General features: G+C 72.3%; 15 protein-coding genes. 11 read left to right on the top strand and 4 right to left on the bottom strand.

Annotated features, from left to right (window positions below; translation table 11 throughout):
- Positions 1 to 10: 10 nt before the first annotated feature.
- The 11 genes from CCO04_RS14600 to fdxA all read left to right on the top strand — a co-directional run bounded on the left by CCO04_RS14600 (position 11) and on the right by fdxA (position 8,418).
- Positions 11 to 1,201: an ABC transporter substrate-binding protein gene (locus tag CCO04_RS14600; RefSeq protein WP_215814846.1), complete on the top strand. Its 1,191-nt coding sequence runs from the start codon at positions 11 to 13 to the stop codon at positions 1,199 to 1,201.
- Entirely contained in the window at positions 1,198 to 2,070 is an 873-nt protein-coding gene (locus CCO04_RS14595) for a branched-chain amino acid ABC transporter permease (protein ID WP_215814845.1), read from the top strand. Before CCO04_RS14600 ends, CCO04_RS14595 begins: the two co-directional genes overlap by 4 nt.
- Positions 2,067 to 3,032, top strand: coding sequence for a branched-chain amino acid ABC transporter permease (locus CCO04_RS14590; RefSeq protein ID WP_215814844.1), 966 nt, complete (start codon positions 2,067 to 2,069; stop codon positions 3,030 to 3,032). Before CCO04_RS14595 ends, CCO04_RS14590 begins: the two co-directional genes overlap by 4 nt.
- Positions 3,029 to 3,817: an ABC transporter ATP-binding protein gene (locus CCO04_RS14585; RefSeq protein ID WP_215814843.1), complete on the top strand. Its 789-nt coding sequence runs from the start codon at positions 3,029 to 3,031 to the stop codon at positions 3,815 to 3,817. The genes CCO04_RS14590 and CCO04_RS14585 overlap by 4 nt, the downstream gene beginning before the upstream one ends.
- Positions 3,814 to 4,518 (top strand): ABC transporter ATP-binding protein, encoded by a 705-nt coding sequence (locus CCO04_RS14580; RefSeq protein ID WP_215814842.1) that lies wholly within the window; start codon positions 3,814 to 3,816, stop codon positions 4,516 to 4,518. Before CCO04_RS14585 ends, CCO04_RS14580 begins: the two co-directional genes overlap by 4 nt.
- Positions 4,519 to 4,582: 64 nt before the next feature.
- Complete coding sequence (locus CCO04_RS14575) at positions 4,583 to 5,200, top strand: 2-oxoacid:acceptor oxidoreductase family protein (protein ID WP_215814841.1); 618 nt, start codon at positions 4,583 to 4,585, stop codon at positions 5,198 to 5,200.
- Entirely contained in the window at positions 5,197 to 6,315 is a 1,119-nt protein-coding gene (locus CCO04_RS14570; protein ID WP_215814840.1) for a hypothetical protein, read from the top strand. The genes CCO04_RS14575 and CCO04_RS14570 overlap by 4 nt, the downstream gene beginning before the upstream one ends.
- Before the next feature lies 1 nt (position 6,316).
- Positions 6,317 to 7,132, top strand: coding sequence for a thiamine pyrophosphate-dependent enzyme (locus CCO04_RS14565; protein WP_215814839.1), 816 nt, complete (start codon positions 6,317 to 6,319; stop codon positions 7,130 to 7,132).
- Positions 7,125 to 7,850 carry a GntR family transcriptional regulator gene (locus CCO04_RS14560; RefSeq protein ID WP_215814838.1) on the top strand — a complete coding sequence of 242 codons (726 nt, stop codon included), beginning with the start codon at positions 7,125 to 7,127 and terminating at the stop codon, positions 7,848 to 7,850. Before CCO04_RS14565 ends, CCO04_RS14560 begins: the two co-directional genes overlap by 8 nt.
- The gene (locus CCO04_RS14555) at positions 7,850 to 8,101 is read left to right on the top strand and encodes a 4Fe-4S dicluster domain-containing protein (protein WP_215814837.1); all 252 of its coding nucleotides are present in this window, start codon (positions 7,850 to 7,852) and stop codon (positions 8,099 to 8,101) included. Before CCO04_RS14560 ends, CCO04_RS14555 begins: the two co-directional genes overlap by 1 nt.
- Positions 8,098 to 8,418, top strand: coding sequence for a ferredoxin (fdxA, locus tag CCO04_RS14550; protein WP_215814836.1), 321 nt, complete (start codon positions 8,098 to 8,100; stop codon positions 8,416 to 8,418). The genes CCO04_RS14555 and fdxA overlap by 4 nt, the downstream gene beginning before the upstream one ends.
- A 58-nt stretch (positions 8,419 to 8,476) precedes the next feature.
- Here the strand turns inward: fdxA and CCO04_RS14545 are convergent, their stop codons facing one another.
- From CCO04_RS14545 to CCO04_RS14530, 4 genes are all read right to left on the bottom strand, one after another.
- Positions 8,477 to 9,691: a winged helix-turn-helix domain-containing protein gene (locus CCO04_RS14545; protein ID WP_215814835.1), complete on the bottom strand. Its 1,215-nt coding sequence runs from the start codon at positions 9,689 to 9,691 to the stop codon at positions 8,477 to 8,479.
- Between the two features lie 71 nt (positions 9,692 to 9,762).
- A complete protein-coding gene (locus tag CCO04_RS14540; protein WP_257751984.1) occupies positions 9,763 to 10,422 on the bottom strand; it encodes a response regulator transcription factor in 660 nt (219 codons plus the stop codon).
- Positions 10,423 to 10,523: 101 nt separating this feature from the next.
- Positions 10,524 to 11,147: a ribosome hibernation-promoting factor, HPF/YfiA family gene (hpf, locus tag CCO04_RS14535; RefSeq protein ID WP_215814834.1), complete on the bottom strand. Its 624-nt coding sequence runs from the start codon at positions 11,145 to 11,147 to the stop codon at positions 10,524 to 10,526.
- A gap of 490 nt (positions 11,148 to 11,637) precedes the next feature.
- A complete protein-coding gene (locus tag CCO04_RS14530) occupies positions 11,638 to 12,423 on the bottom strand; it encodes a ComF family protein (RefSeq protein WP_215814833.1) in 786 nt (261 codons plus the stop codon).
- Positions 12,424 to 12,456: the final 33 nt, after the last annotated feature.

Here is a 12,456-nt window from a genome sequence, read left to right as displayed (position 1 = left end):
TGGAGGCACAGTGACCCGATTCAGGGCGACGATCGCCGGACTGCTGACGCTCACCGTCGGCACGGCGCTCACCGGATGCGGCTCCTCGGGCGACGACGACAACGGCGACACGGTGGTGATCGGGCTGGTCTGCGACACCACCGGACCGGGCGCCGGCTACGCGACCCCCGCGTGCACGGCGACGAAGGAGACCATCGACCAGGTCAACGCCGACGGCGGGATCGACGGCAAGAAGGTCAAGGTCGTGCAGGGCAACGACGAGAGCGACCCGACCAAGACCCCCACGGTCATCCAGAAGCTCGTCAGCCAGGGTGCCGACGCGCTGCTCATGCTCACCAGCAGCGCCGGGGTGCTCCAGGCCAAGTCGCTCATCGAGCGGACCAAGATCCCGGTGTTCATGCCGGTCGCGGCCAACCCGCAGGTCACCGAGCCGCCGGGCAACACCTACCTCTACCAGCTCGGTACGCCGACCTCGGACTGGGCGACGGTCTACTGCGCCGCGTTCGACTCGCTCGGCGCGAAGAAGGTCGCCTTCCTCCAGGACAGCTCGCCCTCGCAGGTGCAGTTCAACAAGGGCCTCATCGACAGCCTCGACTGCGTCGACCTCGACGTCGTCAACGGCGCGATCGACGCCACCGACCTCAGTGCCGAGGTCGCCAAGATCAAGAACGCCGGCCCGGACGCCGTCCTGGTCGCGACCCAGAACGCCAACTTCGACGTCCTCGCCCAGAACACGCTGCACCAGCAGCTGCCCGGCGTCCCGCGGTTCACCGAGCTGCTGCTGAGCTCGCTGCCCTCGGCCTGGAAGCAGGCCCAGCCCGGTGCCCTGGAGGGACTGGTCGGCCTGGCCGGCACCACCGACACCAACACCAAGACCGTCGAGGTCGCGAAGTTCTTCGCCGAGACCGAGGGCGCGGACTTCCAGGTCAACAACTTCTGGACCCAGTCCTACGACGCCGTGCAGATCCTCAAGCACGCGATCGAGGAGTCCGGCACCACCGACGGCGAGAAGCTCAACGACGCCATCCAGAAGGTCAGCGCGTTCGAGGCGAGCTCGGGCTACCCGGGCTTCACGCTGTCGTTCGGACCGGACAAGCACCTCGGCGCCGACGGCATCTGCGGCCTGGTCCTCGTCGAGTGGGACAAGGACAACACGGTCTCCGGCCCCTGGTCGGGCTACGAGCCGGACTGCGCGGCATGACCAACCCGCAGCTGTGGATCGCCGTGGTCGAGAACGGGTGCTTCTTCGCCCTTCTCGGCCTGGCGTTCTACTTCAACCTGACCGGTGCCGGGTTCTTCAACTTCGGCATCGGCGCGATCGCCATGGCCGCCGCCTTCACCGGCAGCTGGCTGGTCACCGAGCACGGCCTGAGCCGGCCCCTGGCCGGCGTGGTCGGGGTGCTCGGCGCGATCGCGATCGCGGTGGTCATGGAGCTGGCGGTGGTCCGCCCGGTACAGGCCCGCGGCGAGGGCGAGCTGTCCGCCCTCGTCGCGGTCGGCGCCAGCCTGTTCGCGATCATCCAGCTCGCCGGGCTCTTCCTGGGCCACGAGGCGCGGCCGGGCCAGCCGTTCTGGTCGACCGCGCCGTTCAGCGTCGGCTCGGCGCGGGTCGGCTCGACCGTCGTACCGATCGTGGTGATCACGGCCGCGCTCTTCACGCTGTCCTACCTCGCGCTCCAGCGCACCCGGCTCGGCCGGCTGACCCGGGCGATCGGCAACGACACCGATGCCGCCCGGGTGCTCGGGCTGCCGATCAACACCGCCCGGCTGCTGTCGTTCGCGGCCGCGGGCCTGATCGCGGCTCTCGCCGGGATCACGTTCGCCGGGCGCAGCGGCGTCAGCCCCGACAACGCCCTGCACTGGACGATCACCGGCTTCCTGGCGCTGGTCATCGGCGGCACCGGCACCGTCTGGGCGCCGCTGCTCGGCGGTGCGCTGCTCGCCCTGGCCAACGTCTTCATCCCCTTCTACTTCGGAGGTGACGTGCTCGCCTACGGCCTCGTCGTCGTCGCCATGCTCTTCTTCGCCTTCCGCCCCGAAGGTGTCTTCGCCCCGCGGGTGCGCGTGTGAGCGCCCGGGTGCAGAACGCCGCCGGCGTGCTCGGCCTCGTGCTCCTGGTGGTGTGGGCCGGCGACGACCTCTACCGCAGCAGCCTGCTCGTCACGATGCTGACCTACGCGCTCGTCGCGCTCGGCATGTACGTGCCGTTCGTGCTGGCCGGCTCGCTCTCGCTGTCCTACAGCGCCTACGCCGCCACCGGCGCCTACGCCGTCGCCATCGGTACGTCGCACGCCGGCTGGCCGCTGTGGCTCGGCATGCTCGTGGCACCCCCGGTCGCCGCGATCATCGCCGTCGTCCTCGGTGCGGCGACGATGCGGCTGTCCGGCTTCTACCTGGGCGCGGTGACGCTGCTCTTCGCGGAGGCCTTCATCCAGCTGCTCGGCAACCTCGGCATCACCGGCGGGCCCAGCGGCATCATCGGCCTCCCCCTGCTGACCTTCGGCGGCTGGGAGCCCACCCCGCAGCAGACCGTGCTCCTCGCGGTCGCGCTGACCGCGGTGCTCGCGCTCGCCCTCGACCGGCTGCGCCGCAGCCCGTGGGGAGTGGTCATCCGGGCCTCGCGGGAGGTGCCGATCGCGGTCGACACCGCCGGCGTCTCGGTCTCGCTGCTCAACCTCGTGGCGCTCGGCGCCGGCGCGGCGATCGCCTCGCTGGGCGGCGCGCTCTTCACGACGTACGTCGGCGCGGTCAACCCCGAGACCTTCAGCGTCAACGTGATCTTCCTGGCCGTCTTCATGCCGCTCATCGGCGGCATCGGCAGCCCGTGGGGCGCGGTGCTCGGCGCGGCGATCGTCGTCCACCTCACGCTCAACGTCGACTCGCTGGCCTCCAGCGGGACCCTCCTGGTCTCGCTGAGCGTGCTCGTCATCCTCGTCCTCTTCCCGCGCGGCGTGCTCGGCTTCGCCGGCACCGCGAGCCGCGGCGGGACCTCCCTCCTCACCACCCTCACCAAGCGAGGTGTCCGCACATGACCACCGCCGACCTGCTGCTCTCCGGCAGCGGCCTGCGCAAGAGCTACGGCGGCGTGCACGCCGTGAGCGACGTGTCGTTCACGCTCCACGCCGGCGAGGTGCTCGGCCTGATCGGGCCCAACGGAGCCGGCAAGACCACCCTGGTCGACCTGGTCACCGGCGCCCAGGACGCCGATACCGGCGAGCTCCTCCTGACCGGGAGCCCGCTGCGCGGCGGCGCCGCCCACCGCGCCGCCCAGGGCCTGGCCCGCACCTTCCAGCACCCCCAGCTCGCGCTCGACCTCAGCGTCGCCGACAACCTGCTGCTCGGCGCCTACGCCGCCCGGCACCGCGGCCTCGGCCGGCTCCTGGCCGGACTGGTCCGCGGCATCCTGCGCCCGCACGCCCCCGCCGACCGGGCGCTGGCCGAGCGCCTCGGCGCCGAGGTCGGCCTGGCCGGCCTGGACCGGCACGCTCGCGACCTCACCCTCGGCGAGCAGCGCCTCGTCGAGGTCGGCCGGGCGCTCGGCGCCGAGCCCTGCGTGCTGCTCCTCGACGAGCCCTTCGCCGGCGCGGACGCCCACGGCGTCGCCGGCATCACCCGGGTGATCGAGGTGCTCCGCGGCGCCGGGCACGGCGTGATCCTGGTCGACCACAACGTCGACCTGGTGACCACGCTCGCCGACCGGGTGATGCTCATGGAGCGCGGCCGGGTCGCCTTCGAGGGCAGCCCCGCCGCCTGCCTGGCCAGCCCGGAGATGCAGCGCGTCTACTTCGGCACCGCCCCCGAGGAGGTCGCGTCGTGACCGCGCTCGAGATCGCCGGCCTCTCCGTCCGGTACGGCGGCGCCCTCGCCGTCGACGACATCGCCCTCTCCGTCCCCGCCGGCCGGGTCACCGCGCTCGTCGGGCCCAACGGGGCCGGCAAGAGCAGCGCCGTGCTCGCCGCCTGCGGCACGGTCCGCTCGACCGGGCAGGTGCGGCTCGACGGCGAGCGGGTCGACGGCTGGTCCCCCGGGCGGCGTACCCGGGGCGGGTTGGCGCTGGTCCCCCAGGGCCGCCAGCTCTTCTCCCGGCTCACCGTGCGCGAGAACCTGCTCATCGGCGCCGACCAGCTGCGCCTCCCGGCCCGCTCGGTCGCCGCCGCCGAGGAGCGCTTCCCGATCCTCGGCGAGCGCCGCGGCAGCCTGGCCGGGGTGCTCAGCGGCGGCGAGCAGCAGATGCTCGCCGTGGCCCGCGCCCTCATGGGCAGCCCCCGGGCACTGCTGCTCGACGAGCTCGTCACCGGCCTCGCGCCGCTCATCGTCCAGCAGCTCGCCACCACCGTGCGCACGCTCGCCGACGACGGTCTCGCGGTCCTCGTGGCCGCCCCCGACCTGGTCGGCCTGCGCGATGTCGTCGACCGCGGCTACGTGCTCGTCCGCGGCCGCGTCGTCGCCGAGGTCGAGGACGGTCACCGCCCGCTGCAGACGGCGTACGAGCGCGCGCTCGGGCTGGCCGTCGGGTGACCCGCGTCACGTTGCCGTCCATTCGTCTGCATATTAAATTCAAAGTAGGAGGTGAGGCACGACCATGAGCCCCACGAGCACGAGCACCACCCGCGGCCGCGAGCACGCCCTGATGGTCTCGGGCATCGGCGGCCAGGGCATCCAGCTCCTGGCCAAGACGCTCGCCCAGGCGCTGACCGAGCAGGGCCGCTACGCCATGCTCGGCGCCGAGTACGGCGGCGAGATGCGCGGCGGCCCCACCCAGGCCACGGTCGTGGTCGGCGACGCTCCCCTGCGGGCGCTGCCGATCGTGCCCCGCGCCGACACCGCGATCCTCATGCACGACCGGTTCAGCGAGAACACCCTCGCCCGGCTCGCCCCCGGCGGGCTGAGCCTGGTGAACTCCTCGGTCGCCCCCGACGACTTCCTCGCCGACCGCGACCCCGTCGTCCGGGTCCCCGCGACCGCACTGGCCCGCGAGGCCGGCGCCGCCCAGGCCGGCGGCTTCGTCATGCTCGGCGCCTACTGCGCGCTGACCGGCGTGGCCGGGCACGACGAGCTCGTCGCGACGATGACCGCACTGCTGCCGCCGTACCGCCGCCAGCACGCCGAGGGCAACGCCCGCGCCCTCGAGGCCGGCGCGGCCCACGTCGCCGGCACCCCGATCCCCACGATCCCCACCGCCGCAGGAGCCCTCTCGTGACCCTCGAGCTGCTGCAGGGCAGCGTCGCCATCACCCGCGCCGCCCTCGCCGCCGACTGCAAGTTCTTCGCCGGCTACCCCATGTCGCCGTTCACCCCTCTCCTGGAGGCGATGTCGCGCGAGATGGCCGACTCCGGCGGGGTCTGCATCAACGCCGAGAGCGAGATCGAGGGCGCCAACATGGCCCTCGGCGCCTCGGCCGCCGGCTTCCGCGCGGCGACCGGGTCCTGCGGCCAGGGCATCGCCCTCATGCAGGAGACCATCGCCGAGGCGGCCCTCAACGAGACGCCCCTCGTCGTGTTCAACATGGCGCGCAACCAGCAGGACTACTACCAGTGCACCCGCGGCGGCGGCTGGGGCGACTACCGCACCATCACGCTCGCCCCCAAGGACATCACCGAGGCCGTCGAGCACACCCAGCTGCTCTTCCACCTCGCCGACAAGCACCGCGCCCCGGTGATCCTCTACGGCGACGACCTGCTCGCCAAGACCCTCGTCGGCGTCGACGTCGCTCCCATCGACCTCCCCGAGCTGCCCGCCAAGGACTGGGCCCTCGACGGCTCCGCCAGCGGCACCGGCGGCTCGCGCCAGGTCTGGACCTTCGCGATGGGCAAGAAGAACGACCCCGGCCCCGGCCCCGACGGCCAGTGGCGCCGGGTCGCCGCGAAGTTCGCCGACATCGAGCAGGTCGAGGCCCGCCACGAGAGCGTCCACGCCGACGACGCCGAGACGCTCGTCGTCGCCTTCGGCTCGGCCGCCAAGTTCGCCGAGTACGTCGTCGAGGAGCTCCGCGAGGAAGGCCACCGCGTCGGCCTCTTCCGCCCGATCACCCTCTGGCCCTTCCCCGGTGCCGCGCTGGCCGAGGCGACCCGCGGCGTGAAGCGGGTGCTCGTCTTCGAGCTCAACGCGGGGCAGATGATCGACGACGTACGCCAGTGGGCGCACGACCGCGACGTCATCCGGTTCATCGGCGGGGTCAGCATCGACGAGTCCGGGCTGGCCTTCGGGCCGCTGCTCGACGCGCCCGTCATCCGGGAGCGGATCCTCGCCGAGCACGCCGCCGACGCTGCTGAGCCCGCCGCCGAGCCCGCCGCCGTACCGATCGCGAGGAGCTGACATGGCCACCACCGACATCACCATCGACACCCGTACCGCTCCCCCGCCGCCGGCCGCCAAGGCCGCCGCCGGCGCGCCGTCCCTCATCCTCGGCGAGCACTCGCTGTGCCCCGGGTGCGGCGAACCGGTCGCGCTGCGACTGCTCCTGGAGACCCTGCAGGAGCTCGACGTCGTGCACCGCTCGATCGGCGTCGTGGGACACGGCTGCTACGGCAGCTTCGTCCGGATCATGGATATCGACGTCCTACAATGCCTGCACGGCCGCGCCCCGTCCTGTGCCACCGGGATCAAGCGGATGCGACCCGATTCGGTGGTCTTCACCCTGCAGGGGGACGGTGACATGGTCAACGAGGGCCTCCAGGAGATCCTCCACTCGGCGGCCCGCGGCGAGAACATCACCTGCATCCTGCTCAACAACGGCGTCTTCGGCGACACCGGCGGCCAGCAGACCGCGACCACGGTGCTCGGCCAGCGGACCAAGACCAGCCTCGAGGGACGCAACGCCGAGCAGCACGGCTACCCCATCCCCATCTCCGACATGGTCGCCTCGCTCCAGGGCAGCGGGTACGTCGCCCGCGGCGCCGTGTCCACCCCCGCCGCGGTTGCCAAGACCAAGCGGATGATCAAGCGTGCCGTCCAGTCCCAGCTGGACGGCAACGGGCTCTCCCTCGTGGAGATCCTCACCATGTGCCCGACCGGCTGGTTCGTCCCGGCCGCGGAGGGCGCCGACTACCAGGGCTCCTCGATGGAGCCGGTCTACCCGATCGGCGAGCTGAAGACCCCGGAACCCCAGACCCAGGAGGCAGGGCATGCTTGAGCGGGCCAACACGAGCCAGGCCGTCGCGGACGTGGTCGTCCAGCGGATCATCAGCGGCGAGCTCGCCGCCGGTGACCGGATCGACCTCGACGCCCTCGGCAAGAGCCTGGGCGTGAGCCGCTCCCCCATCCGCGAGGCGCTCATCCAGCTCGAGCGCGACGGACTGGTCGAGATGCCCTACCACCGCGGCGCGTTCATCGCCGAGATCGGCGTGGCCGACGTACGCGAGGGGTTCACGCTCTACGCCCTCCTCTCCGCGCTCCCCGCCCGCACCGTCGTCTCCCGGCGCGAACCCGAGGTCTGGGCCGAGCTCACCGAGGCCGCCGAGGCGGCGCTCGCGGCCGGTTCGGTCGACGAGTTCGAGAAGCAGGCCCAGCGCTTCCGCCGGGTGATCGCCCGCGCCGCCGGCGGCCCGCACCTGCGCTCGCTGCTGCGTACCTTCAACGGCCTGGTCCGAGTCGCCTCGCGGCTGTCGATGGAGGACGACCTCGAGCAGGAGCGGAGCCTCTTCCGCGCCGAGTACGAGGCCTTCCGCGACGACACCCCCGCGGCCGCGGTCACGGCCACCGTCCGTCACGTCGTCGGTACCGGCGAGCACGCCGTCCGCGTGCTCCGCGACCGCGGCGTCCTCCCCGACAGCGAGGGCGACGCCCTCGACGTCACCGTCGAGGACCTGCTCACCGTCGGCAACCTCGTCCGTCCCGAAGGAGAGGCCTGATGGCCACCACCGACACCCCGAACGGCCGCGTCAGCCGCGGCACCCTCGTCATCGACGCCGACCGCTGCAAGGGCTGCGAGCTGTGCATCGCCGCCTGCCCGCCGTCGGTGCTGGAGATGTCCACCGAGGTCAACGAGATGGGCTACCGCTACCCCCTCCTGCACGAGGGCTGCACCGGCTGCACCGCCTGCCAGATGGTCTGCCCCGACTACGTCTTCGACGTCTACCGGCTCAAGGCGCCGCGCGCATGACCTACGTGATCTCGTCGTCCTGCGTGGACGTCAAGGACCGTGCCTGCGTCGAGGAGTGCCCCGTCGACTGCATCTACGAGGGCGCCCGGATGCTCTACGTCCACCCCGAGGAGTGCGTCGACTGCGGCGCCTGCGAACCCGTCTGCCCCGTCGAGGCCATCTACTACGAGGACGACCTGCCCGCCGGCCAGGAGGACTTCCTCGCCGTCAACACCGGCTTCTTCGACGACCTCGGCTCGCCCGGCGGAGCCGCCGCGCTCGGGGCGCTCGCGCACGACCACCCGGTCGTGGCGGCGCTGCCGGTCGCCTCGGCCTGACTCACTGGCTGACTGGCCGGCCTGACGGGGCGCCTGCCGACCTGGGTGGCCTGCGTGCCTAGGCGGCCTGGCCGCGGACCTCCGCCGCGAGGGCCGGCGCCAGGTCGCCGCGCGGGGCCACCACGATCTCGCCCAGGCCCAGCCACCCGGCGAGCCGGTCGAGCTCGGCCGCCAGCTCGGCAGCGGTCTCGGCCGGCGCGTGCGGCTCGGCCCACGCCGACTGCACGAGCAGCCGGCCGGTCGCGCGATCGGCCTTGAGGTCGACCCGCCCCACGATCCGGTCGCCCAGCAGGAACGGCAGCACGTAGTACCCGTGCACCCGCTGGTGCGCCGGCGTGTAGATCTCGATGCGGTAGAAGAACCCGAACAGCGCCTCCGCCCGCGCCCGCTCCCACACCACCGGGTCGAACGGGCTCAGCAACGTCCGCGCCCGCACCCGCCGCGGCACCCGCGCCTCCCGGTGCAGGTACGCCGGGCGCTGCCACCCCGCCACCTGGACCGGCTCGAGCTCGCCGGCCGCGACCAGCGCCTCGATCGCCGGGCGGGCGTCGCCGACCCGGATCCGGTAGTAGTCGGCCAGGTCCTGGGCCGTCCCGACGCCGTGGGAACGCGCGGCCCGTCGTACCAGCTCGAGGTGGGCGTCGGCCGTGCTCAGTGCCGGCTGCTCCAGCACCACGGCCGGCAGCACCCGCTCCGGTACGTCGTACCGGATCTCGAACTGGCTGTTGCGCCCCGCGATCGCCAGCGCACCGGTCATGTAGAGGTAGTCGAGCATCCGCCGGGTGCGCGACCAGTTCCAGCCCCAGTGGTCCTTCTTGCGCGGCAGGCCGTCATCGAGCTCGCGCGCCGTGCTCGCCCCGCGCTCGGCGATCTCGGCCAGCAGCGCCGTCTCGAGGGCGTCGTCCTCGGCGACCGTGAACCACTTGCCGCGCCGCGCCCGGTAGTCGTCCATCCGGTGCCTCATCGCCGGCCACAGCTCGACCGGCATGTAGGCCTGCACGTGCGCCCAGTACTCCACCACCCGCCGGCCCTTGCTGCCGTGCCCCGCGCGCCGGAGCAGGTCGACGTCGTAGGCACCCATCCGCGAGTAGAGCGGCATGTAGTGCGCCCGCTGCAGCACGTTGACGCTGTCGACCTGCAGCACCCCGGTCCGCGCGAGCGTGCGGTCGAAGGTCCGCAGCGTCGGTACGGCGTGCGGCGGGTCCAGGAAGCCCTGCGCGGCCAACGCGATCCGGCGGGCCTGCGCGAGCGTCAGGGTCTGCGTGGTGGGCACGCGCCCACCCTAGATGCGCCCGCCGACACCCGAGACGGCCAGGCAAGGCCACCCCCCGGGCGCGGACGGACTCAGTCGAGCTCGACCAGCTTGGCGCGCACGGCGTACATGACGGCCTCCATGCGCGAGTGCAGCTGGAGCTTCTCCAGGATGTTGCGCACGTGGTTCTTGACCGTGTTCTCGCTGATCGCGAGCTGGGCCGCGACATCACGGTTGCTCAGCCCCCGCGCGACGAACCGCAGCACCTCGAGCTCGCGCTCGGTCAGCTTGAGCGCGGGCCCGGTGGCCCGGTCGGGCTTGGACATGGTCTTGAACTCGTCGATCAGCTTGGCCGCCATCGACGGGCTGATCAGCGACTGCCCGTCGGCGACCACGCGGATGCCCTGGGCTACCTCCTCGATGGACGAGTCCTTGAGGAGGTAGCCCGAGGCGCCGCTCTTGACCGCTTCGTAGAGGTCGGCCTCGTCGTCGGAGACGGTCAGCATGATGATCTTCGTCATCGGGACCGCCTCCTTGATCGCGACGCACGCCTCGATGCCCGACTGCTTCGGCATCCGTACGTCGAGCAGGACGACGTCCGGCACCGAGCTCGTCACGAGCGCGACCCCGTCGATGCCGTTGCTGGCCTCGCCGACGACGTCGATGCCGTCCTCGATCCCCAACAGCATGGTCAGCCCACGCCGAAAGAGCTCCTGGTCATCGACGACCACCACGCGTACCGGCTCGCTCACAGGCTGGCCCCCCGACCCTGTGGCTTCCGGCGAAGTCCCAATCGCCACAGCGGCATCATGGCACGCTTTCGGCGTGAGCAGCGGTCCAGACCATTGCGGAGTCAGCCTTCGGCGCCTCCGACGTCGAGCGAGATGACCCCGTAGTCGTACCCCCGGCGCCGGTAGACGACCGCCGGCCGCTCGCTCTCCTTGTCGACGTACAGGTAGAAGTCGTGCCCCACCAGCTCCATCTCGTAGAGCGCCTGGTCCAGGGTCATCGGGTTGGCCGGGTGGGTCTTCTCGCGGACCACGAGCGGCCCGTCACCGGTCACCGTGATCGGACCGACCTGCCGCTCGATCGCGACGTCATCGGACTCGTTCTCGGTCTCGACCTGCACGTCCGAGAGCGCCTTGCCCACCGACACCGGCGTCCGCCGGCCACGGTGCACCCGCCGCCGGTCGGCGGCCTTGCGCATCTGGGCGGCCATCTTGTCGAGGGCCAGGTCGAGCGCCCCCATCTTGTCGTCGGCGGCAGCCTCCGCGCGGATCACCGGGCCCTTGGAATAGGCCGTCAGCTCCACATGGACGGAATGGTCGTGCTGGCGCGGGTTCGATTCGCAATCGACCTCCACGTGCACCCGCATGATGCGGTGATCGTGCTTCTCCAGCTTGGTGAGCTTCTCAGCGGCATGCGCCCGGAATCGGTCCGAGATCTCGCAGTGCCGTCCAGTGACCACGACGTCCATCAGATACCTCCAAGGAATTTCGGTGTGATGGGTTCTCCCGCCATCCAGGGCGGGACGTCTGTACGCCGGCCGTGCTCCCGACCGGCGGAAAAGAGGGGGCGCGCAGGGCCGGCAGCGCACCGAGAGGCGCGTCGGGGGCAGCTTGCTGCCTCCCCCGCGCCGGAGGCGCACTCGGCCCGAAAAGAGAAGTCCGCCCGGCCGACCTGGTCTTCTGCCCCACACCCGCCTGCTGAGGCTCCCGCAGCTTGTTGCCACTACTGACCTTCTCCCGGAGCCGGACGTATCTGACGTCCGGACCGAGGCAGGACTGACGACTAAGCCGCACCGTGATCACCGGCCCGAGGGCCGGCTTACGTGGACCGTTTCGCCTGCGACTGGCATCGGCTTGCCACCCGGAACTGGGCTCGCGCCCGGCCTGGGCGACGCAACCACGGACCCGGGCGGACTCCATGACCAGACGTTAGTCCGTCGGTGGTGACGAAGAAAGCCTTCACCCGAAGTTCGGTACGGCGACCTTGCGCCGGGTCGCGGCAACCGTCGCGGCCCCGAGCACGGGCACCCCCACGACCTCGAGCGCACGCTGTGCCTCGCGCAGCGTCGCCCCCGTCGTGAGCACGTCGTCGCACAGCACCACGTGGGCCCGCGGGCACCGCTCCCCCGCCCTCCGTACGACGCCCGCCGGCGCGGTGAGCGTCCCCGCCAGGTTGGCCGCACGCGCGGTCGCGCCGAGCCCGGCCTGGTCGACGAGACCCGACCCGCGGCGGACCCGGAGCAGCCGCGCCACGCCCACCCGCGGACCCAGCACCCGAGCCGCCACCCGGGTCATCGCCAGCGTCGGGTCGTGCCCTCGCCGGCGCACGATCGCCGGCCGTGAGGGCACCGGCACGAGCAGCACCGGCCCGTCCCGGGCGAGGCCCCCGACGCCCCCGAGGCCCTCAAGCTCCCCGAGGCCCTCGAGACCCGCGAGGTCCGCGAGCGCCGCCGCCACCGACCGCGCGAGCAGCCGCCCCAACGGCCGGGTCAGCGCGAGCACCCGGTGCTCCTTGTGCGCCAGCACCAGCGCCCGGAGCACGTCGTCGTAGTCGCCCACCGCGAAGGTCGGGACCAGCCCCGGCGGGGGCGGCCGGGGCCCGTGGAAGGCGGCGTCGACCGGGACCGCCGCCCAGCACCGGGCGCACAGCGCCCGCCCCGGCCGTTCGCAGCCGACGCAGCACGACCCGAGCACGAGGTCGACGAAGCCGTCGGTGAGCGAGGACAGCGATGACGAGGTGGGCATGTCCACCACTCCACCAGCCGCGGCCGGAAGGGC

This window comes from Pimelobacter sp. 30-1, assembly GCF_018831735.1.
GTDB lineage: Bacteria > Actinomycetota > Actinomycetes > Propionibacteriales > Nocardioidaceae > Nocardioides.
Note: the sequence above shows the minus strand (reverse complement) of the source record. Positions and strands in the feature narration are given on the sequence as shown.

Excerpts from the sequence above, each read along its gene's own strand:
- CCO04_RS14565 (WP_215814839.1), top strand. The coding sequence starts at position 6,317 with ATGGCCACCACCGACATCACCATCGACACCCGTACCGCTCCCCCGCCG.
- hpf (WP_215814834.1), bottom strand. The coding sequence starts at position 11,147 with ATGGACGTCGTGGTCACTGGACGGCACTGCGAGATCTCGGACCGATTC.
- CCO04_RS14575 (WP_215814841.1), top strand. The coding sequence starts at position 4,583 with ATGAGCCCCACGAGCACGAGCACCACCCGCGGCCGCGAGCACGCCCTG.
- CCO04_RS14560 (WP_215814838.1), top strand. The coding sequence starts at position 7,125 with ATGCTTGAGCGGGCCAACACGAGCCAGGCCGTCGCGGACGTGGTCGTC.
- fdxA (WP_215814836.1), top strand. The coding sequence starts at position 8,098 with ATGACCTACGTGATCTCGTCGTCCTGCGTGGACGTCAAGGACCGTGCC.
- CCO04_RS14585 (WP_215814843.1), top strand. The coding sequence starts at position 3,029 with ATGACCACCGCCGACCTGCTGCTCTCCGGCAGCGGCCTGCGCAAGAGC.
- CCO04_RS14530 (WP_215814833.1), bottom strand. The coding sequence starts at position 12,423 with ATGCCCACCTCGTCATCGCTGTCCTCGCTCACCGACGGCTTCGTCGAC.
- CCO04_RS14555 (WP_215814837.1), top strand. The coding sequence starts at position 7,850 with ATGGCCACCACCGACACCCCGAACGGCCGCGTCAGCCGCGGCACCCTC.
- CCO04_RS14595 (WP_215814845.1), top strand. The coding sequence starts at position 1,198 with ATGACCAACCCGCAGCTGTGGATCGCCGTGGTCGAGAACGGGTGCTTC.